21 protein-coding genes are annotated in these 22,151 nt (G+C 73.4%); 13 read left to right on the top strand and 8 right to left on the bottom strand.

The window, feature by feature from the left end; all coding sequences use genetic code 11:
• Positions 1 to 27: 27 nt before the first annotated feature.
• Positions 28 to 756, bottom strand: coding sequence for a ZIP family metal transporter (locus IE94_RS0117055; RefSeq protein ID WP_030184792.1), 729 nt, complete (start codon positions 754 to 756; stop codon positions 28 to 30).
• Between the two features lie 95 nt (positions 757 to 851).
• On the opposite strand from IE94_RS0117055, the gene cobM reads away from it, so the two are divergent.
• The 5 genes from cobM to cobC are packed head-to-tail and all read left to right on the top strand — an operon-like array spanning position 852 to position 6,624.
• Positions 852 to 1,664 (top strand): precorrin-4 C(11)-methyltransferase, encoded by an 813-nt coding sequence (gene cobM, locus IE94_RS0117050; RefSeq protein ID WP_030184791.1) that lies wholly within the window; start codon positions 852 to 854, stop codon positions 1,662 to 1,664.
• A complete protein-coding gene (locus IE94_RS0117045; protein WP_030184788.1) occupies positions 1,661 to 2,899 on the top strand; it encodes a bifunctional cobalt-precorrin-7 (C(5))-methyltransferase/cobalt-precorrin-6B (C(15))-methyltransferase in 1,239 nt (412 codons plus the stop codon). The genes cobM and IE94_RS0117045 overlap by 4 nt, the downstream gene beginning before the upstream one ends.
• Entirely contained in the window at positions 2,896 to 4,656 is a 1,761-nt protein-coding gene (cobJ, locus tag IE94_RS0117040; protein WP_245235270.1) for a precorrin-3B C(17)-methyltransferase, read from the top strand. The genes IE94_RS0117045 and cobJ overlap by 4 nt, the downstream gene beginning before the upstream one ends.
• Complete coding sequence (locus IE94_RS0117035) at positions 4,653 to 5,570, top strand: sirohydrochlorin chelatase (RefSeq protein ID WP_030184783.1); 918 nt, start codon at positions 4,653 to 4,655, stop codon at positions 5,568 to 5,570. The genes cobJ and IE94_RS0117035 overlap by 4 nt, the downstream gene beginning before the upstream one ends.
• Positions 5,542 to 6,624, top strand: a complete 1,083-nt coding sequence (gene cobC / locus IE94_RS0117030) for an Rv2231c family histidinol phosphate aminotransferase CobC (RefSeq protein WP_030184781.1) — start codon at positions 5,542 to 5,544, stop codon at positions 6,622 to 6,624. The genes IE94_RS0117035 and cobC overlap by 29 nt, the downstream gene beginning before the upstream one ends.
• A gap of 399 nt (positions 6,625 to 7,023) precedes the next feature.
• Here the strand turns inward: cobC and IE94_RS0117025 are convergent, their stop codons facing one another.
• The 3 genes from IE94_RS0117025 to IE94_RS0117015 form a co-directional block, all read right to left on the bottom strand.
• Entirely contained in the window at positions 7,024 to 7,956 is a 933-nt protein-coding gene (locus tag IE94_RS0117025; RefSeq protein ID WP_030184779.1) for an SCO1860 family LAETG-anchored protein, read from the bottom strand.
• 196 nt (positions 7,957 to 8,152) lie between these two features.
• The gene (locus IE94_RS0117020; RefSeq protein WP_030184777.1) at positions 8,153 to 9,244 is read right to left on the bottom strand and encodes an amidohydrolase family protein; all 1,092 of its coding nucleotides are present in this window, start codon (positions 9,242 to 9,244) and stop codon (positions 8,153 to 8,155) included.
• 43 nt (positions 9,245 to 9,287) lie between these two features.
• Positions 9,288 to 9,767, bottom strand: coding sequence for a hypothetical protein (locus IE94_RS0117015; protein ID WP_030184774.1), 480 nt, complete (start codon positions 9,765 to 9,767; stop codon positions 9,288 to 9,290).
• A gap of 178 nt (positions 9,768 to 9,945) precedes the next feature.
• On the opposite strand from IE94_RS0117015, the gene IE94_RS0117010 reads away from it, so the two are divergent.
• From IE94_RS0117010 to thpD, 5 genes are all read left to right on the top strand, one after another.
• Complete coding sequence (locus IE94_RS0117010; RefSeq protein ID WP_030184771.1) at positions 9,946 to 11,073, top strand: pyridoxal-phosphate-dependent aminotransferase family protein; 1,128 nt, start codon at positions 9,946 to 9,948, stop codon at positions 11,071 to 11,073.
• Between the two features lie 329 nt (positions 11,074 to 11,402).
• A complete protein-coding gene (gene ectA / locus IE94_RS0117005; RefSeq protein ID WP_030184768.1) occupies positions 11,403 to 11,915 on the top strand; it encodes a diaminobutyrate acetyltransferase in 513 nt (170 codons plus the stop codon).
• Between the two features lie 126 nt (positions 11,916 to 12,041).
• Positions 12,042 to 13,313 carry a diaminobutyrate--2-oxoglutarate transaminase gene (gene ectB, locus IE94_RS0117000; RefSeq protein ID WP_030184766.1) on the top strand — a complete coding sequence of 424 codons (1,272 nt, stop codon included), beginning with the start codon at positions 12,042 to 12,044 and terminating at the stop codon, positions 13,311 to 13,313.
• Positions 13,314 to 13,430: 117 nt separating this feature from the next.
• Positions 13,431 to 13,829: an ectoine synthase gene (locus tag IE94_RS0116995; protein ID WP_030184764.1), complete on the top strand. Its 399-nt coding sequence runs from the start codon at positions 13,431 to 13,433 to the stop codon at positions 13,827 to 13,829.
• A 6-nt stretch (positions 13,830 to 13,835) separates the two neighbouring features.
• Positions 13,836 to 14,735 (top strand): ectoine hydroxylase, encoded by a 900-nt coding sequence (gene thpD / locus IE94_RS0116990; RefSeq protein WP_030184762.1) that lies wholly within the window; start codon positions 13,836 to 13,838, stop codon positions 14,733 to 14,735.
• A 160-nt stretch (positions 14,736 to 14,895) separates the two neighbouring features.
• Here thpD and IE94_RS0116985 read toward each other — a convergent pair whose 3' ends face one another.
• The 4 genes from IE94_RS0116985 to IE94_RS0116970 all read right to left on the bottom strand — a co-directional run bounded on the left by IE94_RS0116985 (position 14,896) and on the right by IE94_RS0116970 (position 19,129).
• Complete coding sequence (locus tag IE94_RS0116985) at positions 14,896 to 15,990, bottom strand: aminotransferase class V-fold PLP-dependent enzyme (RefSeq protein WP_030184761.1); 1,095 nt, start codon at positions 15,988 to 15,990, stop codon at positions 14,896 to 14,898.
• A gap of 82 nt (positions 15,991 to 16,072) precedes the next feature.
• The gene (locus IE94_RS0116980; RefSeq protein WP_030184760.1) at positions 16,073 to 16,786 is read right to left on the bottom strand and encodes a DsbA family oxidoreductase; all 714 of its coding nucleotides are present in this window, start codon (positions 16,784 to 16,786) and stop codon (positions 16,073 to 16,075) included.
• A gap of 87 nt (positions 16,787 to 16,873) precedes the next feature.
• Entirely contained in the window at positions 16,874 to 17,482 is a 609-nt protein-coding gene (locus tag IE94_RS0116975; protein WP_030184757.1) for a DUF1349 domain-containing protein, read from the bottom strand.
• Between the two features lie 117 nt (positions 17,483 to 17,599).
• Entirely contained in the window at positions 17,600 to 19,129 is a 1,530-nt protein-coding gene (locus tag IE94_RS0116970; RefSeq protein WP_063829715.1) for an aldehyde dehydrogenase (NADP(+)), read from the bottom strand.
• Positions 19,130 to 19,250: 121 nt separating this feature from the next.
• On the opposite strand from IE94_RS0116970, the gene IE94_RS0116965 reads away from it, so the two are divergent.
• The 3 genes from IE94_RS0116965 to IE94_RS0116955 all read left to right on the top strand — a co-directional run bounded on the left by IE94_RS0116965 (position 19,251) and on the right by IE94_RS0116955 (position 22,065).
• Entirely contained in the window at positions 19,251 to 20,024 is a 774-nt protein-coding gene (locus IE94_RS0116965) for an IclR family transcriptional regulator (RefSeq protein ID WP_030184743.1), read from the top strand.
• Between the two features lie 3 nt (positions 20,025 to 20,027).
• A complete protein-coding gene (locus tag IE94_RS0116960; RefSeq protein WP_030184741.1) occupies positions 20,028 to 20,498 on the top strand; it encodes a GNAT family N-acetyltransferase in 471 nt (156 codons plus the stop codon).
• Between the two features lie 112 nt (positions 20,499 to 20,610).
• The gene (locus IE94_RS0116955) at positions 20,611 to 22,065 is read left to right on the top strand and encodes a peptidoglycan D,D-transpeptidase FtsI family protein (RefSeq protein ID WP_030184739.1); all 1,455 of its coding nucleotides are present in this window, start codon (positions 20,611 to 20,613) and stop codon (positions 22,063 to 22,065) included.
• The last annotated feature ends 86 nt before the right edge of the window (positions 22,066 to 22,151 follow it).

Here is a 22,151-nt window from a genome sequence, read left to right as displayed (position 1 = left end):
CGTGCGGGCTCGGGCGGCCCGGTCCGCTCATTCGGCGATGCCCACCACCAGCCAGATGAACGCCGCGCCCGCGACCGTGCACAGCAGGGTCGAGCGGGCGGGGTGCTCGTGGTGGGCCTCGGGGAGGATCTCGGCGGCGGCGAGGTAGAGGAGCACGCCGCCGAAGAGGCCGAGATAGGCGCCGAGCGCGCCTTCCGGGATGGTGAACAGGAGGGTGGAGGCGGCGCCGGCGACGGGGGCCAGGGCGTCGGCGACCAGCATGGCGACGGCCCGGCGGCGGGCGTTGCCGTACAGGCTGGTCAGTGTGTAGGTGTTGAAGCCGTCCGCGAAGTCGTGGGCGATCACCGCCATCGCCACCGCCACGCCCATGCCGCCGCCGACCTGGAAGGCGGCACCGATCGCCACGCCGTCCATCGCGCTGTGCCCGACCATCGCCGCGGCGGCCGTCAGGCCCACCTCGGGCGAGCGGTGGCCGTGCTCGTCCGCGCCGTGTGCGGCGCGGCGCGCGGCCAGCAGGCGTTCCACCAGGTGCGCCAGCAGGAATCCGGCGACGAAGAGCAGCAGGGCCGCGGGGACGCCGAACACCTCGTCGCCCGCCGCCTGAAGGGCCTCCGGCAGCAGGTCGAGGCCGACCACGCCCAGCATGAGGCCGCCGGCCAGGCCCAGGACCAGGTGGCGCCGGTCGGTCACGCGCTGTGCCGTCCAGCCGCCGGCCAGCGTCATCAGGAACGCGCCGAGCGCGACGAAGACCGCCATGGGCCCTTGGTATCCGATCACGCCGCGTTCACGCGCGTACGACAGCAGCAACCGCAGTAAATATGCGCAGGACGCACAGGAGAGGACCGAAAACGATGGATTCCGAGGCCAAGGTGACCTTCGTCGGTGCCGGTCCCGGCGCCGCCGACCTGCTGACGTTCCGTGCGGCGCGCGCCATCGCCGAGGCGGACGTGGTGATCTGGGCGGCGAGCCTCGTCCAGGCGGAGGTGCTCCGGCACGCCCGGGAGGGCGCCGAGGTGCTGGACTCGGCGACGATGTCGCTGGAGGACGTGGTGGCCGTCTACCGGCGGGCGTCGCGGGAGGGGCTGCGGGTGGCCCGCATCCACTCCGGCGACCCGGCGCTGTGGGGCGGTACGCAGGAGCAGCTCGACCGGTGCGCGGAGATCGGTGTGGCGACCGAGGTGGTGCCGGGGGTCTCCGCGTTCTCGGCCGTGGCCGCGCTCGCGCGGCGCGAGCTGACCATTCCGGAGGTCGCGCAGTCCGTGGTCCTCACCCGGCTCGGCGGGGGCAAGACGCCGATGCCGCCCGGGGAGGAGGTCCGCGAGTTCGCGAAGCACGGCACGACCATGGCGGTCTTCCTGTCGGCGGCCCGCAGCGGTCAGCTGGTGCGGGAGCTGCTGGAGGGCGGCTACCCGACCGACACCCCGGTCGTCGTCGCCCACCAGGCCACCTGGCCGGAGGAGCTGGTCGTGCGGTGCACGATCGGGACGCTGGAGGAGACGGTCAAGGAGCACAAGCTCTGGAAGCACACCCTGTTCCTGGTCGGCCCGGCGCTCGACGCGCACGGCACGCGCTCGCACCTGTACCACCCGGGGCACTTCCACGGCTATCGCAGGGCCGACCCCGAGGCACGCCGACAGCTGCGCTCGCGGGGTGCGAGCACGTGATCACCGTGGTCGGGATGGGGGCCGCCGGCGCGGTTCCCGCCGGGGACGTGGCCGCCGGTGCGGAGCTGGTGGTCGGCGGGCGGCGGCACCTGGACGCCGTACGGCTGCCGGAGGGGGCCCGGACGGTCGTGCTCGGGGCGCTGGCACCCGCCCTGGACACGGTCGCGCGGTACGTCGCCGAGGAGCGGCCGGTGACCGTGCTGGCCTCCGGTGATCCGGGGTTCTTCGGGATCGTGCGGGCGCTGGCCGAGCGGTTCGGGTCCGAGCGGCTGGACGTGCGGCCCGGCGTCTCCTCGGTCGCCTCGGCCTTCGCGCGGGCCGGGCTGCCGTGGGACGACGCGGTGGTGGCGAGCGCGCACGGACGGGACCTGCGCACCGCGGTGCACCTGTGCCGGGCGTACCCGAAGGTCGCGGTGCTGACGGGTCCCGGGGCCGGTCCGGCGGAGCTGGGGGCCGCGCTGCGGTCGGACGGGCGGGTGCTGGTCGTCGCCTCCGCGCTGGGCTCGGCCGGGGAGCGCGTGGAGCGGGTGACGCCCGCTGAGGCCGCCGCCCGGGACTGGGGGACGGCGGTGAGCGTGGTGCTGTGCCTCGACGAGGCGCGGTCGCTTGGGCCGGTGCGCGCGGTGGCGGGGCCGCGCCCGGGGGCCGCCGGGTGGGCGTTGGAGGAGGACGCGTTCGCCCACCGGGACTCGATGATCACCAAGTTCGAGGTGCGGGCGCTGGCGCTGGCCCGCCTCGGGCCGCGCCCCGGCGACCTGGTGTGGGACGTCGGCGCGGGTTCCGGGTCGGTGGCCGTGGAGTGCGCGCGGCTGGGCGCGGCCGTCACCGCCGTGGAGAAGACGCCGGACGGTGTCGGGCGGGTCCGTGCCAACGCCGCCGCGCACGGTGTCGACGTGCGGGTGGTGCACGGGGCCGCGCCCACGGTGCTGTCCGGCCTGGACGAGGACCCGGACGCGGTGTTCGTGGGCGGTGGCGGGCGCGAACTGCCCGCGATCGTCGCCGAGTGCGCGCGTCGGGCCCGGCGGGCCGTGGTCGTCGCCGTGGCCGCGCTCGACCGGGTGCCCGCGGCCCGCGAGGCGCTGCTGGGCGCCGGTCTCGACTGCGACGGGGTGCTGCTCCAGTCCTCGCGCCTCGCTCCGCTGCCGGGGGACGTGACCCGGCTCGCGGCCACCAATCCCGTCTTCCTGCTGTGGGGCGTGAGGCCGCACAGCCGTACCGAAGGAGTTGCCCCTTGATCGGCCTCATTTCCGCCACGGCGGCGGGAGCGGCGGCGCGGGACCGGCTGGCCGCGGCGTGGCCGGACCGCACGCGGGTGTACGAGGGTCCCGTCGGGGACGCCGTGCGGTCCGCGTTCGCCGAGTGCGAGCGGCTGGTGTGCTTCCTGGCCACGGGGGCCGTGGTCCGGCTCGTGGCGCCGCTGCTGGACGACAAGCGCACCGACCCGGGTGTGGTGTGCGTCGACGAGGGCGGGCGGTTCGCCGTGTCGCTGGTCGGCGGGCACGGGGGCGGCGCGAACGAACTCGCCCGCGCGGTGGGCGAGGTGCTGGGTGCCGAGCCGGTGGTGACGACGGCGAGCGACGCGGTCGCACTGGCCGGGCTGGACACGCTCGGGCTGCCCGTGGAGGGCGATGTCGCCGGGGTGTCGCGGGCGCTGCTGGACGGTGAGCCGGTGGCGCTGCGCACGGAGGTGGCCTGGCCGCTGCCGCCGCTGCCGGTCGGCGCCGAGGGGGCCTACGGGATCCGGGTGACGGACCGTGCCGTGGAGCCGTCCGCGCGGGAGGTCGTCCTGCGTCCGCCGTCCCTGGTCGTCGGGGTCGGCGCGTCCAGGGGGGCGCCGGTGGACGAGGTGCTCGCCCTGGTGGGGTCCGCCCTGCGCGAGGCGGGGCTGTCGGCCGCGTCGGTCGCCGAGCTGGCCACCGTGGACGCCAAGGCCGAGGAGCCCGGGATCGTGGGCGCCGCCCGGCGGCTGGGCGTGCCCCTGGTGACGTACCCCGCGGACGTGTTGGCGGGCGTCGAGGTGCCCAACCCCTCCGACGCCCCGCTCGCGGCCGTGGGCACCCCGTCGGTCGCGGAGGCGGCGGCGCTGGTGCGCGGGGGCGAACTCCTCGTGCCCAAGCGGAAGTCGGCGGCGGTGCCCGCGATGGCGACCTGCGCGGTGGTACGGCGGCCGGGGCGCGGACGGCTCGCGGTGGTCGGGCTCGGTCCCGGCGCCCGGGACCTGGTGACCCCGCGGGCGCGGGCGGAGCTGCGGCGGGCGTCGGTGCTGGTCGGCCTCGACCAGTACGTCGACCAGATCCGCGATCTGCTGCGGCCGGGCACGCGGGTGCTGGAGTCGGGGCTCGGCGCGGAGGAGGAGCGGGCCCGGACGGCGGTCGAGGAGGCGCGGCGCGGGCAGGCCGTCGCCCTGATCGGCAGCGGGGACGCCGGGGTGTACGCCATGGCCTCGCCGGCACTGGCCGAGGCGGGGGACGACATCGACGTGGTCGGGGTGCCGGGCGTGACGGCGGCGCTGGCGGCCGGGGCGATCCTGGGCGCGCCGCTCGGCCACGACCACGTGTCCATCAGCCTGTCCGACCTGCACACGCCGTGGGAGGTCATCGAGCGCCGGGTGCGGGCGGCGGCGCAGGCGGACCTCGTCGTGACGTTCTACAACCCGCGCAGCCGGGGCCGCGACTGGCAGCTGCCCAAGGCGCTGGCGATCCTCGCCGAGCACCGGGGGCCGACGACGCCGGTCGGTGTGGTGCGCAACGCGTCGCGTGCCGACGAGTCGAGCCGCCTGTCGACGCTCGCCGCGCTCGACCCGGCGAGCGTCGACATGATGACCGTCGTGACGGTGGGCAACACCGCGACCCGGGAGATCGCCGGGCGCATGGTGACACCGCGCGGCTACCGCTGGCAGGAGGACCCGGCCACCCGCCGCTCCCCCGCCGGTTCCTCCCGGGCCTCCGGGTCCGGGACGTCCGATTCCGAGCAACCCGAGGAGACCCTGTGACGACCCCGCCCGCCCTGCTCATCGCCGGACACGGCACCCGGGACGAGGCCGGAGCCGAGGCGTTCCGCGACTTCGTGCGCGAGCTGGGCCGACGCCACCCCGAGCTGCCCGTCGCGGGCGGCTTCATCGAGCTGTCCCCGCCGCCGCTGGGCGAGGCGGTCGCGGAGCTGGTGGAGCGGGGCGTGCGCCGGTTCGCCGCCGTGCCGCTGATGCTGGTGTCCGCCGGGCACGCCAAGGGCGACATCCCGGCGGCGCTGTCCCGCGAGCGGGAGCGCCACCCCGGCATCTCCTACACCTACGGGCGTCCGTTGGGTCCGCACCCCGCGCTGCTCAGGGTGCTGGAGCGGCGCCTCGCGGAGGCGGTCGACCCGTCCTGGGACCCGTCCGAGGTGACCGTGCTGCTGGTGGGCCGCGGGTCGACGGACCCCGACGCCAACGCCGAGGTGTTCAAGGCGGCGCGGCTGCTGTGGGAGGGACGCGGTTACGCGGCCGTGGAGACGGCGTTCGTGTCGCTGGCGCAGCCGGACGTGCCGGGCGGTCTGGACCGGTGCGTGCGGCTGGGGGCGCGGCGGGTCGTGGTGCTGCCGTACTTCCTGTTCACCGGCATCCTCCCGGACCGGGTACGGCACCAGTCCGAGGAGTGGGCCGCCGCGCACCCGCAGACCGAGGTGCGGTCGGCGGACGTGATCGGTCCCGAGCCGGAGCTGCTCGACCTGGTGTGGGAGCGGTACGAGGAGGCCGTCGAGGGCGACCTGCGGATGAACTGCGACAGCTGCGTGTACCGGATCGCGCTGCCGGGGTTCGAGGACAAGGTGGGGCTGCCGCAGCAGCCGCACTTCCACCCCGACGACGACGGCGACCACCACCACGGGCACCATCACGGGCATGGACACGCACACTCCTCCGCACACTGACGCCGACGGCCCGGACCTGCGCCATCACGGGGACGCCGAGGTGCGCGACGACGGTTCGGCGCTGGTGGACCTCGCGGTGAACGTCCGCGCGGACACTCCCCCGGCCTGGCTGCGTGCGCACGTCGCCGCCTCGCTCGGCTCGCTCGCCGCCTACCCGGACGGGCGGGCCGCGCGGGCGGCGGTGGCGGCGCGGCACGGGCTGCCGGTGGAACGGGTGCTGCTGACGGCGGGTGCGGCGGAGGCGTTCGTGCTGCTGGCGCGGGCGCTGAAGGTGCGCCGGCCGGTGGTGGTGCACCCCCAGTTCACCGAGCCCGAGGCGGCGCTGCGGGACGCGGGCCACACGGTCGGCCGGGTGCTGCTGCGGGCGGCGGACGGCTTCCGCCTCGACCCCGCCGCCGTCCCCGAGGACGCCGACCTGGTGGTGGTCGGCAACCCGACGAACCCGACCTCGGTGCTGCACCCGGCGGGCGTCCTCGCCTCGCTGGCCCGGCCCGGGCGGACGCTGGTGGTGGACGAGGCGTTCATGGACGCGGTGCCGGGCGAGCGGGAGGCGCTGGCCGGGCGGACGGACGTACCCGGCCTGGTCGTCCTGCGCAGCCTCACCAAGACCTGGGGGCTGGCGGGGCTGCGCATCGGGTACGTCCTCGCGGACCCGGAGACGGTCGGCGAGCTGGGGCGTGCCCAGCCGCTGTGGCCGGTGTCCACGCCCGCGCTGGCTGCGGCCGAGGTGTGCGTGGCGCCGCGGGCGCTGGCGGAGGCCGCCCACGCCGCCCACCGCATCGCCGCCGACCGGGACCGGCTCGTCGCCGGGCTGGCGGAGTTCGCCGGTGCCGGGGTGCGGGTCGTCGGCCCGGCCGAGGGTCCCTTCGTCCTGGTCGGCGTCCCGGACGCGGCCGCCGTACGGCACCGGTTGCGCGGCCTGGGGTACGCGGTCCGGCGCGGGGACACCTTCCCGGGGCTCGGCGAGGAGTGGCTGCGCCTGGCGGTACGGGACCGGACGACGACGGAGGCCTTCCTGCACGCGCTGAACCGAGCGCTGCCGGGTCCCGTCTGAGTCAGACACCCCGCCCCGAACCTCGCACCTGCACCTGCACCTGCACCTGCACCGGTGCAGGACCACCACCACCCGCCTCCCGCCGACACCACGCCATCCAGGCCCACCGCACCGCCGCCCATCCCCGCCAGGGCCCCCGCACGGACGCCCTGACCAGAACCGGCCCAAGGCGCCTGGCCCACCGAAGACGCCGCCCGCGACCGACCGACCCCGAACCGCCGCCCTCCCCGCCCAGAACCACCCCCGCACGAACGCCCCTGCCGGACCAGGCCCGAGCCGCGCCCCGCCCGCGACGCACCACTCCCCCGAACCGCCGCCCGCCCCGGCCAGGGCCCGGCGCAGGGCCGCCCCGACCGGAACCGGCGCGAGGCACGCCCCCCGGTCCGCCCTCCGTGGGGATCAGCCGCGCTTGCGCCTGGCCAGGGCCAGTGCGGTACCGCCCGCCAGGAGCAGGGCCGCGGCGCCGGCCGCGACGTACGGCGTCGCGGAGCTGCCGCCGGTCTCGGCCAAGTCGGCCTCGGTGCGGGCGCCCTGGGCCTTGACCTCGGCCGCGGGCTCGGCGGCCGGTTCGGCGGGGGGCTGCTCGGCCTCGTCCGCCGGTTCGGCCGGGGCGGCCGGGGACTCGCAGGTGGCCTTGGCCAGGGTGACGGTGCCGTCGACGTCGGCGACGTTGAGGTCCAGGGGGTTGACGGAGACCTTGAGTTCGAGCGCGGTGGCCGCGGCCGTGCGGGAGGTGGTCTCCTCCTTGGAGAGGTCGAGCCGCACCTCGCCGACCCCGGGCACCTTCACGTCCGTCGTCCCGGCGGTGGTGAGCGTGACCTTCTTGCCCAGGACGGTCACCGGACCCAGCAGATTGGCGTCGGCGACCGGCTTCTTCCCGGCCTCGCAGGTCGCCGTGGAGGTGACCTCCTGGACCTCGATCACCGACAGCAGCGGCAGCCCGGGGACGTGCAGCCGGGCGCGGGCCAGCGTGGTGGAGCCCTCGCTCCTGCCCGCGGTGGCCGTCGCCTTCGCCTCGGCGACGTCGGCGCGCAGGACGCTGAAGGGCCTGCCGCCATCGACGCCGTCCAGCCGGGCGCTGAGCGCGGTCTTCTCGGCGTTCCCGGGTGCCTGCACCTCGTTGAGGGTGACCGCGAGCGGGACGTTCACGGTCTTGTTGAGCAGCGAGACGTCGAGCCCGGTGCGCAGCACGGTGGCGCTCGCGCGGCCGTGGTCACCGGTCGCGTGGGCGGATCCCGCGCCGGCCAGGGTCGCGGGGCCCGCGGCCAGGGCCGTGGCCGCCGCGACGGTGGCGAGACGGCGTGCGGGCATGCGGAAGGTGTTGCCGTTCAAGGTGTGGGACCCCCAGTGAGACATACGTGCGGGGCACGCATGAGCGATGTGCTTGGGACCCGGACAGAATGTCCCCGCGTCCACTCAACCGTCAGCGAACCCAGGGCACTTCACCCCTTCGTGGGGTTTTGGCGAACCCTTTCGAATCCTCCGCACCACTTCCCGCACAGGTGTTCCCCGATGTCACTCCCGTCGGCTAACCGACGACCCGTCCGTTGAGCACCACACGGCGCGGAGCGGTGAGCACGCGCACGTCCGCGCGCGGGTCGCGCTCGTACACCACCAGGTCCGCCGGTGCGCCCTCCTCCAGACCCGGGCGGCCCAGCCAACGCCGGGCGGCCCAGGTCGTCGCGGCGAGGGCCTCGACGGGCGGGATGCCCGCGGTGACCAGCTCCGCGACCTCGGCCCCGGCCAGCCCGTGGGCGAGGGCGCCGCCCGCGTCGGTGCCCACGAAGACCGGGACCCCGGCGTCGTAGGCGTTGCGGACGGTGTCGTAGCGGCGCTCGTGGAGTCGGCGCATATGGGCCGACCAGCGGGGGAACCGGGACTCGCCACCGTCGGCCAGCGCGGGGAAGGTGGCGATGTTGACGAGGGTGGGCACGATGGCGACGCCCCGCTCGGCGAAGAGGGGGATCGTGTCGTCCGTGAGCCCGGTGGCGTGCTCGACGCAGTCGATGCCGGCCTCGACCAGGTCGCGCAGGGAGTCCTCGGCGAAGCAGTGCGCGGTGACGCGGGCGCCCAGGCGGTGGGCCTCCCCGATGGCCGCCTCGACGGCGCCGCGCGGCCAGCAGGCCGACAGGTCGCCGAGGTCGCGGTCGATCCAGTCGCCGACCAGCTTCACCCAGCCGTCGCCGCGCCGGGCCTCCTGGGCGACGTACGCGACGAGGTCCTCGGGCTCGATTTCCCAGGCGTAGTTGCGGATGTAGCGGCGGGTGCGGGCGATGTGCCGGCCGGCCCGGATGATCTTCGGAAGGTCCTCCCGGTCGTCGATCCAGCGGGTGTCGGAGGGCGAGCCGGCGTCGCGGACGAGAAGGGTGCCCGCCTCGCGGTCGGTCAGTGCCTGCTTCTCGGCGACGTCCGCGGGGACCGCCCCGTGCTGGTCCAGGCCGACGTGGCAGTGCGCGTCGACCAGGCCGGGCAGCGCCCAGCCCTCCACGGTGCGGACGTCGGCCGCGCCGGTGGGGCGGTCGTACGAGATCCGGCCGTCGATCACCCACACCTCGTCCCGGACCTCCTCCGGTCCGACGAGCACCCGACCCTTCACGTGCAGCACCGCGCGATCGCTCATGCCCCGCACCCTAGACGGTGCCCGCACACCCGTCCGGGGCCGGTCACCGGCGCCCGCCGCCCGCAGCCGCACGGGTGCGCGACTCGCTCGCGCACCCGGCCCCGACGGCGCTCGCGACGGCGGTGAGGGCCAGGACGGCGGTGGCGGGGTTGACGTAGCCGGGGACGTCGTCGCTGGTGTAGTCGGCACCGTCGGTGGTCTCGCAGACGAACCCCAGGGGCAGGAAGGAGACCGACTGGTCGGTGACGTGGAGGGCGCGCGCCTCGTACCCGGGCATGCGGCAGGGGGGCGCCGGCGCGGAGCCCGCGCCGCCGTCCGACTCCATGACGGCGCCCGTCACGTGCAGCAGCCCCCAGGCGTACATGGCGACGGCGGCGGCACCGGCGAAGGCGGCGAGGGCGTGCAGCACCGGTCCGGCACCCGTCCCCCGGGCGCGGCGGGCGGCGAGGACGCTCGCGCCGTGGCCGGTCAGGCCGACGGCGGCCACCACGGCGACCACGACGACCAGCAGCAGGAGGAACACGGGGCCAGTCCATCAGGCGATCGATCGCTCCGGCTGTGACGGAAGCCACGATTCCGGGCGTGGGGGTGTCGCAACGGAAACACTCCGGCGCGAGTGCCGGCGGACGCCATGGTTACTCTCGACTCCGTACGCCGCGTACCCGCGCCGCACACCCGCCGTGACCGAAGAGAGCACCGCCGTGACCCATCCCTTCCTGGACCTCCCCCCGCTGAGCGCCGGACGGTTCGCCGTGATCGAGGACCGGGTCGCGCGCCTGCTCGGCACCGGGCAGGACGTGGTGGTCATGCAGGGCGAGGCGCTGCTGCCGCTGGAGGGCGCGATCCGCGCCGCCGCGGGTCCCGGCACCGTCGCGCTGAACGTCGTCACGGGGCCGTACGGGCAGACCTTCGGCGACTGGCTTCGGGACTGCGGCGCCACCGTGCACGACCTCGCCGTGCCGTTCCACACGGCCGTCTCCGCCGAGCAGGTCCGCCGGGCCCTCGCCGAGCACCCGGAGATCGATTTCGTCTCCCTCGTGCACGCCGAGGCGGCGACCGGCAACACCAACCCGGTCGCGGAGATCGGCGAGGTGGTGCGGGCGCACGGCGCGCTCTTCTACCTGGACGCGGTGGCCGCCGTGGGCGCCGAGCCGGTGCTGCCGGACGCGTGGGGCGTGGATCTGTGCGTGATCGGCGCGCAGAAGGCGATGGGCGGCCCCGCCGGGGTCTCGGCGGTGTCGGTGAGCGAGCGGGCCTGGGCGCGGATGGCGGCGAACCCGAACGCCCCGCGGCGGTCGTACCTGTCGCTCCTCGACTGGAAGGAGCGCTGGATCGACGGCGGACGCAAGGCGCTGCTGCACGCCCCGGCGCAGTTGGAGATGCTCGCGCTGGAGGCCTGCGTCGAGCGCATCGAGGCGGAGGGCCCCGAGGCGGTGATGGCGCGGCACGCGTCCGCCGCGGCGGCCACCCGGGCCGGCGCGCTGGCGCTGGGCGGCCTGGAGCCGTACGTGTACGAGGCGCGGGACGCGGCGCCGGTCGCGACGACCCTGCGGACGCCGCCGGACGTCGACGCGTCCGCGTTGGTGGCCCGCGCCCTGGAGTCGGACCCGGCGCTGCCGCTGGCCGCGGGCGGCGGCGCGCTGGCGGGCGGGATGATCCGGGTCAACCACTACGGCGCGGACGCGAGGCGCGGGGCCGTCCAGGACTGCCTGGCGGCACTGGGTGCCGCGCTGGCCGAGCGGGGCCTGAAGGCCGACCCGGAGGCCGCCCGGCGGGCCGTCGAGGAGACATGGGGGCGGCGGGCCGGAACCGGCTCTTCGGAAGCGTGAATTCAAGGGAATTCCTGAAACTCACACAAGCTGAATTCAGGAATTCCACTCAGCGCAGCTTCCCGTATTCTTTTGCCCGCTTTTCCGGGACCTAAACACGGGGATTTCGCCACGCCGGAACCTGGCATTTCGGGCACGTCTCCTCCAGGTTACCTGATTGTGACCCGATCCACATGCTGACCGATATGTGACCTTCGCACCGGGCAAAGCGCCACAAATCGCCGCCACTTCGCGCGCGAGCACGCGCCTGCGTGATAACACAGAGCGCCTCGGCGCGTAACCCCGTCCGGCGATGCAATTTCGAATTTCTCTGGGTAAATTCAATTTGCATGACTGCCGCGCAAGCAGACCTGCAAATCGACCGTCCGAGAGTGGCCGACGGAACCGCGCTGTGGCGCATAGCGAAGGATTCCGAGGTCCTGGACCTGAACTCCTCGTACAGCTACCTGCTCTGGTGCCGGGACTTCGCCTCGACCTCGGCCGTCGTCCGCGACGGGCACGGCGTGCCGGTCGGCTTCATCACCGGCTACGTACGGCCCGACAGCCCCGACACCCTGCTCGTGTGGCAGGTGGCGGTGGACGGGACGTACCGTGGTCGTGGGCTCGCGGCCACGCTGGTCGACCAGTTGGCAGCCCGAGTGGCGCGCGAGTGCGGGGTCACCACCCTGGAGACGACGATCTCCCCCGACAACACGGCGTCCCAACGACTGTTCACCTCGTTCGCCGAGCGTCGCGGCGCCCGGCTTGAGCGCGAAGTCCTGTTCGACACGGCGGTGTTCCCCGACGGGCCGCACGAGCCCGAGGTCCTGTACCGCATCGGCCCCCTGCCCGCCGGCGGCTGACCCCCGCCGCGCCGTCGGGGCGCCGACAGTCCGCCCCCCAGACTTCCCGGCCCGGGACCGCGACCGGTCCCACCGGATCCGTACGACCTCCCTCTCCCACCCTCACCCCACGAGGAGCGATTCGTCGTGACCATCACCCAGCCCGACCTCAGCGTCTTCGAGACGGTCGAGTCCGAGGTGCGCAGCTACTGCCGCGGCTGGCCCACCGTCTTCGACCGTGCGGTCGGCAGCCGCATGTACGACGAGGACGGCCACGAGTACCTCGACTTCTTCGCCGGAGCGGGCTCGCTCAACTACGGGCACAACAACGCCGTCCTGAAACGCGCGCTGATCGACTACCTGGAGCGGGACGGCGTCACGCACGGTCTCGACATGTCGACGACCGCCAAACGCCGCTTCCTGGAGACGTTCCAGAACACCGTCCTGCGCCCGCGCGACCTGCCGTACAAGGTCATGTTCCCGGGCCCGACGGGCACCAACGCCGTCGAGTCCGCGCTCAAGCTGGCGCGCAAGGTGAAGGGGCGCGAGTCGATCGTGTCCTTCACCAACGCCTTCCACGGCATGTCGCTGGGCTCCCTCGCGGTGACCGGCAACGCCTTCAAGCGGGCCGGCGCGGGCATCCCGCTGGTGCACGGCACGCCCATGCCGTTCGACAACTACTTCGACGGGACCGTCGAGGACTTCATCTGGTTCGAGCGGCTCCTCGAGGACCAGGGCTCCGGTCTGAACAAGCCGGCCGCGGTGATCGTCGAGACCGTGCAGGGCGAGGGCGGCATCAACGTCGCCCGGGCCGAGTGGCTGCGCGCCCTGGCCGACCTGTGCGAACGCCAGGACATGCTGCTCATCGTCGACGACATCCAGATGGGCTGCGGCCGTACCGGTGCCTTCTTCTCCTTCGAGGAGGCGGGCATCACGCCGGACATCGTCACGGTCTCCAAGTCGATCAGCGGCTACGGCCTGCCCATGTCGCTGTGCCTGTTCAAGCCGGAGCTGGACGTGTGGGAGCCGGGCGAGCACAACGGCACCTTCCGCGGCAACAACCCGGCCTTCGTCACGGCGACCGCCGCGCTGGAGGCCTACTGGGCCGACGGGTCGGCGATGGAGAAGCAGACCCGCACCCGCGGTGAGCAGGTCGAGCAGCACCTGATCGCCATCACCGAGGAGAACCTGGCCGACATCAAGGAGTACCGGGGGCGCGGTCTGGTCTGGGGCCTGGAGTTCCACGACAAGGACCGCGCGGGCCGCATCGCCAAGCGCGCCTTCGAGCTGGGGCTGCTCATCGAGACGTCCGGCCCGGAGAGCGAGGTCGTCAAGCTGCTGCCGGCGCTCACCATCACGCCCGACGAGCTGGACGAGGGCATGAAGACCCTGGCCCGGGCCGTGCGCGAAACCGCGTGAGCGTCCGACGGCGCGACCGTCGGACACCACCACCATGACTGCCGGCGTCCTCGGCCCGCGCGGCCGAGGACGCCGGGGACCCCTGCACATCCTTCACCTAGGAGGCATCGCAACACCGTGATCGTCCGTTCGTTCAAGGAGTTCGAAGGCACCGACCGGCACGTGAAGAGCGCGTCCGGCACCTGGGAAAGCACCCGGATCGTCCTCGCCAAGGAGAAGGTCGGCTTCTCCCTGCACGAGACGATCCTGTACGCGGGCACGGAGACGTCGATGTGGTACGCCAACCACATCGAGGCCGTCGTCTGCACCAAGGGCGACGCCGAGTTGACCGACCGCGAGACGGGGAAGACGTACCACATCACGCCGGGCACGATGTACCTCCTCAACGGCCACGAGCGGCACACGCTCAAGGTCAAGGAGGACTTCCACTGCATCTGCGTCTTCAACCCGCCCGTGACCGGACGGGAGGATCACGACGAGAACGGCGTCTACCCGCTGCTCACCGAGGAGGTGTGAGTCACCGTGACCATCACGACCACGAACATCACCGATCTCTATCCCACCCGCGGCGCCACCGAGGTGGCGACCCCTCGGCAGGACCCGGTCGTGTGGGGCTCCCCGGACACGCCCGGTCCCGTCCCGGCGGGCGACCTCCAGGCGCTGGAGCGTGACGGCTTCCTCGCCGTCGACCAGCTGATCGCGCCGGACGAGGTGGCCGAGTACCAGCGGGAGCTGGAGCGGCTCACCACCGACCCGGCCATCCGCGCGGACGAGCGCTCGATCGTGGAGCCGCAGTCCAAGGAGATCCGCTCGGTCTTCGAGGTGCACAGGATCAGTGAGGTCTTCGCCAAGCTGGTGCGCGACGAGCGCGTGGTCGGGCGGGCGCGGCAGATCCTCGGTTCGGACGTCTACGTCCACCAGTCGCGGATCAACGTCAAGCCGGGCTTCGGGGCCAGCGGCTTCTACTGGCACTCGGACTTCGAGACCTGGCACGCCGAGGACGGCCTGCCCAACATGCGCACGATCTCGGTCTCGATCGCGCTCACCGAGAACTACGACACCAACGGCGGCCTGATGATCATGCCGGGGTCGCACAAGACGTTCCTCGGGTGCGCGGGGGCCACACCGAAGGACAACTACAAGAAGTCCCTGCAGATGCAGGACGCGGGGACGCCGTCCGACGAGGCGCTGACGAGGATGGCCTCCGAGTACGGCATCAAGCTGTTCACCGGCAAGGCGGGTTCGGCGACCTGGTTCGACTGCAACTGCATGCACGGTTCGGGCGACAACATCACGCCGTTCCCGCGCAGCAACGTGTTCATCGTGTTCAACAGCGTGGAGAACACGGCGGTCGAACCGTTCGCGGCACCGATCAGGCGGCCGGAGTTCATCGGGGCACGGGATTTCACGCCCGTACGGTGAGCCGGGCCGGCCGGGGGTCCGGGGGTTGTCCCCCGGAGATCGCAGCATCGGTGCACGGGACTTCACGCCGGTGAGGTGACCCGTATCCGATCTCGGGCAGGGGCTTCTTCGTGTGGGACGGGAGGCCCCTGCCCGATGCTGTCCCGGGGTGGGCTCCGGCTCAGCCCGCCAGCACGTCCAGCAGCCGGTCCACGTCGGCTTCGGTGTTGTACACGTGGAAGGCGGCCCGCAGGTTGCCCGCCCGGTCGGAGACCTGCACGCCCGCCCGGCCGAGTTCGCCCTCGCGGTGCCCCAGCCCCGGCACGGACACGATCGCCGAGCCCGGCGCGGGCACCGGCTCGTGGCCCAGCGAGCGCACCCCCGCGCGGAACCGGTCGGCGAGGGCGGTGTCGTGGGCGTGCACGGCGTCGACGCCCAGTTCCTCGATGAGGGCCAGGGAGTGCCGGGCACCGGTGTACGAGAACAGGGCGGGGCTCTCGTCGAACCGCCGGGCGGAGTGCGCGAGTTCCTCGACGGGGCCGTAGCAGCTGTCCCAGGGGTGCTCGCCGGACGCCCACCCGGCGAACAGCGGCCTCAGCCCGGCCGCCGCCCCCAGGTCCTCCGGCACCACGAGGAAGGCGACGCCGCGCGGGCACAGGACCCACTTGTAGCCGACGGCGGCCACGTAGTCGAAGTCGTCCGCGGCCGTCGGCAGCCAGCCGCCCGCCTGCGAGGTGTCGATCAGCGTCCGCGCCCCGTGCGCCCGGGCGGCGTCCCTGAGCGCGGCGAGGTCGGCGAGCCGCCCGTCGGCGGACTGCACGGAACTGACCGCGACGAGCGCGGTCTCCGGCCCCACCGACTCGGCCAGCCGCTCCAGCGGCACGCTGCGCACCTTCAGGTCGCCGCGCGTGTACAGCGGGTTCACCAGGGAGCTGAAGTCGGCCTGAGCGGTGAGGACTTCGGCCCCCGGTGGCAGCGACGCGGCGACCAGTCCGCTGAAGGTGGCGACGGACGCGCCGGTGGCGACCCGGGTGGCGGGCACCCCCACGAGGCGGGCGTACACGGCCCGGGACGCCTCGACGTCGGCGAACATGTCCAGCTGCCGGCCTTCCGCCGCGGCGGCCGCCGCCTCCCGCAGGGCCACGAGGGTGCGGGCGGGCAGCAGGCCGGTGCTGGCGGTGTTCAGGTACGTGGTCTTCGGGGCGAACTCGGTACGGACGAGATTCTCGAAGCTCTCCATGGCACCACTGTGCGACCCCCGGACCTCCCCGTCCATCGCGTATTTCTACGCGGTTTCTCCAAGCATCGCTTATGCACGGCTCCTGACCTGGGCCTTCGGCCGCCCGGTCACCGCCCGGTCACTCCTGGGGCACCGCGCACCCGTCCGGACCGCAGGCCTGAGCGCCGCCGTCGTCGATCAGCTTCAGCGGCGTGCGCTCGCCCCACGCCTGGGTCAGCGCCTGCGCGAAGACCTCGGCGGGCTGGGCGCCGGAGACGCCGTATTTGCGGTCCAGCACGAAGAACGGCACCCCGGTGGCCCCGAACCGGGCGGCCTCGCGCTCGTCGGCGCGCACCTCGTCGGCGTAGGCGGCCGGGTCGGCGAGCACCGCGCGGACCTCGTCCGCGTCGAGCCCGGCGGCGACGGCCAGCTCCACGAGGCGCTCGTCGTCGTTGAACACGGAGCGCTCCTCCGCGAAGTTGCCCCGGTAGAAGGCGTCCAGGAGCGCCTCGTGCCGGCCCCGCTCCTTTGCGAGGTGCAGCAGGCGGTGCATGTCGAAGGTGCTGCCGTGGTCGCGGTCCCGGGTGCGGTAGTCCAGGCCCTCGGCGGCGGCCTGCGCACCGAGGTTGTCCTCACCGGCCCGCGCCTGCGCCTCGCTCATGCCGTACTTCGCGGTGAGCATCGTCAGCACGGGCTGTACGTCGTCCTTGGCCCGCCCGGGGTCCAGCTCGAAGGAACGGTGGACCACCTCGACCCCGTCCCGGTGCGGGAAGGCCGCGAGCGCCTTCTCGAAGCGGGCCTTGCCCACGTAGCACCAGGGGCAGGCGATGTCGCTCCAGATCTCGACGCGCATGTCTCGGCTCTTCTCCAGGTCGTACGGCGGCGGAGGCCTTCCCCGCCTCGTACGTGAACGTTCAAGCAGCGGGTCCCATTCCCCCCGTCAGCTGCCGTCCCGCAGGTCCCCGGGCCAGTGCGGCCGGAACTCCAGGTGGTCGTACGTCACCGTGCAGCCCTCCCCGGTGGGCGCCTGCGCCAGGAAGCCGACCAGGGCCGCGCCCGTCTCCCGCTCGTCACCCAGCGTGAAGAGCCGTACGAAGGTCCAGTGCTCCCCGTCGAGGGAGGCGTGGAAGGCGAAGGCCCGTCCGCTCCGGCTGACCCGGAACCAGACGGAGTCGCCCGCCACGGTGAAGGAGTTGCAGTCGTCGGAGTGCCCCCGGGTGACCACCGTGCAGACGGTGGGCAAATCCGGGGAGTACTCCAGGCACAGCTTGGCCCAGGCCCGCTCCCCCACGTGCACGTAGAGCACCCCGGCGTCGAAGGCACCCCGGAATCCGACCGACACCCGCGCGATCAGCTGGAAGTCCCCCTCGGGCGCCCCCAGCAGCCGCGGCGCGTCGGACACGGACTCCAGCGATTCCCCGGTCGGCGGCACGAACCGGTCCTGCCGGGGCCCGGCGACACCGGTGAGTACACCGTCGGCGTAGGACCAGTGCCCGTCGGGCCCGTAGGGACGGAGGGGAAACGGCAGTTCGGCAAGTTCAAGGCTCATGGCCTGATCATCGCAGGCCCGAAGTACGGACCCAGGGGGCGCGGGGAACTGCGCGACACGCCACGGCGGCGCCGCACCCGCCGCGCAACCGCCCCCCCCTGCGGCGCAACCGCGAAGCTACCGCTCGAGCACCCCGTTGAACCGCCGGGGCAGCCCCAGCGGATTGTCGTCCCGGAGCTCCACCGGCAGCAGCGCCTCCGGCACCCCCTGGTAGGCCACCGGTCGCAGCCACCGCTCGATGGCCGTCCCGCCCACCGACGTGGACGTCGAAGTGGTCGCCGGGTACGGACCGCCGTGCTGCTGAGCCGCGGCCACCGCGACCCCCGTGGGCCAGCCGTTGACCAGCACCCGCCCCGCCAGCGGCGTCACCTCCGCGAGGAGTGCCGCCCCGGCGCCCTCCCCGGCCACCTCCTCGGCGGAGAGCTGCACGGTCGCCGTGAGGTTCCCCGGCAGCCGGGACAGCACGCCCCGCACCTCGCCCTCGTCCTCGTAGCGGGCCACCACGGTGACCGGCCCGAAGCACTCCTCCAGGAGCAGGTCGTGCTCGCCCTCCGCCGCCAGCCGCGCGGCCGGCACCGTGAGGAAGCCGGGGCTGACGGTGTGCTCGCCGCCCGCGCCCGGCGTCACCGGGGAGTCCACGTCGGGCAGCGCGGCGCGCTCGGCGACGCCCGCGACGAAGTTGTCCCGCATGCGGTGGTCGAGGAGCACACCGGCGTCGGTGGCGCTGACCGCGTCGGTGAGGGACTTGACCAGACCGTCACCGGCGGCACCGGCCGGGACGAGCACCAGACCGGGCTTCACGCAGAACTGGCCGACGCCCAGCGTCATCGAACCGGCCAGCCCCGCGCCGATCGCCTCCGCCCGCTCGGTGGCCGCCGCCTGAGTGACGACGACCGGGTTGAGCGAGCCCAGCTCGCCGTGGAACGGGATCGGCACCGCACGCGCCGCCGCCGCGTCGAACAGCGCGCGACCGCCGCGCACCGACCCGGTGAAGCCGGCCGCGGCGACCAGCGGGTGCTTGATCAGCTCGACGCCCGCCTCGAAGCCGTGCACCAGGCCGAGGACGCCGTCCGGGATGCCGTGCCGGGCGGCGGCCCGACGCAGCACCTTGGCGACCAGCTCGGACAGGGCCGGGTGGTCGGGGTGGGCCTTGACGACGACCGGGCAGCCGGCCGCGAGGGCGCTGGCGGTGTCGCCGCCGGGGACGGAGAAGGCGAAGGGGAAGTTGGAGGCCGAGTAGACGGCGACGACGCCGAGCGGCACCTTGTAGCGGCGCAGGTCCGGGATGGGCGGGGTGGCGGTGTCGTCGGGGTGGTTGACGACCACGCCGAGGTACTCGCCCTCGTCGACGATGTCGGCGAAGGCCCGCAGCTGGTAGCAGGTGCGGGCGAGTTCGCCGGTGAGCCGGACCGGGCCGAGCGCGGTCTCCGCGTCGGCGACCTCGACGAGGGTGCTCTCGGCCGCCGTCAGCTCGTCGGCGGCGCTGCGCAGGAAGGCCGCGCGGACGGTGCGGTCGGCGAGGGCCTCCCGGGCGGCGTGCGCGGCGCGGACGGCGGCGTCCACCTCCTGGGCCGTGGCTTCCACGGCGACCTGTTCACGCTGCTTCCCGGTACGGGGGTCGACACTCCAGACTGGTGCTGCTGCCACCGCGGGTCCCTCCACGTGCTCTGCACAGATGTCGTTCGATATACTGAACGCTGTCTCTACTGATGAATATGCTGTCGAGACTATATCTTCAGCTTCTCGTCGAACGAAGGGGTCAAGGGCGATGTCGGCTGTCGAGACGGGGGGCGGAGCGCAGGTCAAGTCCGCGGTGCGGACGGTTGAGCTGCTCGAGTACTTCGCCGGGCGCCCCGGAATGCACTCCCTCGCGTCGGTCCAGGAGGCCGTCGGTTATCCCAAGTCCAGTCTGTACATGCTGCTGCGCACGCTGGTGGAGCTGGGCTGGGTGGAGACGGACGCCACGGGCACGCGGTACGGCATCGGGGTGCGGGCGCTGCTCGTCGGCACCTCGTACATCGACGGCGACGAGGTGGTCGCGGCGGCCCGGCCGACGCTGGACCGGCTCTCCGACGACACGACGGAGACCATCCACCTCGCGCGCCTGGACGGCACGAACGTGGTCTACCTGGCCACCCGCCAGTCCCAGCACTACCTGCGGCCGTTCACCCGGGTCGGCCGCCGGCTGCCCGCGCACTCGACCTCGCTGGGCAAGGCGCTGCTGAGCACGTACAGCGACGAGCAGGTCCGCAAGATGCTGCCGGAGACGCTCCCCGCGCTGACCGAACACACCATCACCGACCGGGAGAAGCTCATCGAGGAGCTGCACCTGGTGCGGGAGCAGGGCTACGCCGTGGACCGCGAGGAGAACACGCTGGGGCTGCGCTGCTTCGGCGTGGCGGTCCCCTACCGCACCCCCGCGCGGGACGCGATCAGCTGCTCGGTGCCGGTGGCGCGGCTGACGCCCGCGCACGAACAGATGGTGAAGGACGCCCTCTTCGACGCGCGGGACCGGCTGACGCTGGCCACGCGTAGGCTCTGATCCATGCACATCGCACTGCGCGAGGTACACGACAGCGATCTGCCCGTCTTCTTCCGGCAGATGAACGATCCCGAAGCCCTGCGGATGGCGGCCTTCACGGCGAAGGACCCCGCCGACTGGGAGGCGTTCTCGGCGCACTGGAGAAGGATCCGCGCCTCCCGCGACGTGGTGCGGACCATCCTCGGCGACGGCGACGTCATCGGCAGCACGGCGGTGTACGGGGAGCCGGGCGAGCGCGAGGTGACGTACTGGGTGGACCGGGCGTACTGGGGGCGGGGCGTGGCCACCGCCGCGCTGCGTGCCCTGCTCGCCGAGGTGCCCGACCGCCCGCTGTACGCGCGCGCGGCGGCCGACAACGCGGGCTCGCGCCGGGTGCTGGAGAAGTGCGGTTTCGTGACCAGCGCGCGGGCGCGGGGGTTCGCGACGGCCCGCGGCGAGGAGATCGACGAGGTCGTCCTGCACCTTGCGCGATGAGGTCCGGGCTCAGGGCGCGGGCTTCATGAACGCGCGCCGAGAAGTATGAGAAAGATGAGAAAACGGGGCACAGGGGAACGACCGCCTCCCGCCCGTTCGTCCTGTCATCGGGATGAACAAGACGATCAGGCGCGCATCGGTCTTCACGCTGCTCCTGGTGTTCGCTCTGCTGATCAGGGCGACCTGGGTGCAGTTCTACGAGGGCCAGGCGCTCGCGGACGACAAGGACAACCGGCGGGGCGCGATCAAGACGTACGCGGACCCGCTCGGGAACATCATCGTGGCCGGCCGGTCGGTCACCGGCTCGGCGCCGACGAAGGGCGGCGACCTCGCATACAAACGCACGTACGAGAACGGGAAGCTGTACGCGGCGGTGACGGGCTACGCCTCGCAGGCGTACGCGCCGACCCAACTGGAGGGCATCTACCAGGACGTGCTCAACGGGACCGACCCGCGGCTGAAGTCCGTGCTGGACACCGTCACCGGCGCCCGGGCCGAGCCGGGCAACGTGGTGACGACGATCGACCCGGACGTGCAGAAGGCCGGGTTCGAGGCGCTGGGCGACAACAAGGGCGCCGCCGTCGCGATCGACCCGAAGACCGGCAGGATCCTCTCGGTCGTGTCGACCCCGTCGTACGACCCGACGTCGCTCACCGACGCCAACACCGCCGGTGAGGCCTGGAAGGAGCTCACCGGTGACCCGGACAAGCCGCTGACCAACCGCGCGCTGCGCCAGCCGCTGCCGCCGGGCTCCACGTTCAAGCTGGTCGTGGCGGCCGCCGCGCTGGAGAAGGGGCTGTACGGCTCGGTGGACGAGCCCACCGACAGCCCCGACCCGTACACCCTGCCGGGCACCACGACGGACCTGAGCAACGAGAACCCGAACGCCCCCTGCGAGAACGCCACGATCCGCACCGCGCTGCGGTACTCGTGCAACAACGTCTTCGCGAAGATGGCCGTCGATCTCGGCCAGGACGAGCTGCGCGCCATGGCCGAGAAGTTCGGCTTCAACGACGAGACGCAGGACGTGCCGGTCCGGGCCTACACCAGCGTCTACCCGAAGGGCATGGACCGCTCGTCGACGGCGCTGACGGGCATCGGCCAGTTCGACGTGACGGCGACCCCGCTCCAGATGGCGATGGTCTCCGCCGCCCTCGCCAACGGCGGCGAGCTGGTCTCCCCGCACATGGTGTCGCAGGTCACCGACAGCGGCGGCGACGTCCTGGAGGACCACACCGACGCGGACACGAAGCGGATCGTCAGCTCCTCCACCGCCGAGCAGCTGCGGTCGGCCATGCAGACCGTCGTCGAGAAGGGCACGGGGTCCAACGCGCGGATCTCCGGGGCGACGGTGGGCGGCAAGACGGGCACGGCCCAGCACGGCGAGAACAACAGCAAGACGCCGTACGCCTGGTTCACCGCGTACGCCAAGTCCGGCACCTCGGACAAGGAGGTCGCCGTGGCGGTCGTCGTCGAGCAGTCCGACGCGGCCCGCAGCGAGGTCAGCGGCAACGGCCTGGCGGCCCCGGTGGCCAAGGCGATGATGGAGGCGGCGCTCAGGGGCTGACCTCGCGGGGGGCCATTCGGGTTCGGTCTGCCGTACGGTTCGGCACCGGGGAAGCCGCTACGAGGCGAGTCCGCCGTGAGGACAGT

This window comes from Streptomyces violaceorubidus, assembly GCF_000717995.1.
GTDB lineage: Bacteria > Actinomycetota > Actinomycetes > Streptomycetales > Streptomycetaceae > Streptomyces > Streptomyces violaceorubidus.
Note: the sequence above shows the minus strand (reverse complement) of the source record. Positions and strands in the feature narration are given on the sequence as shown.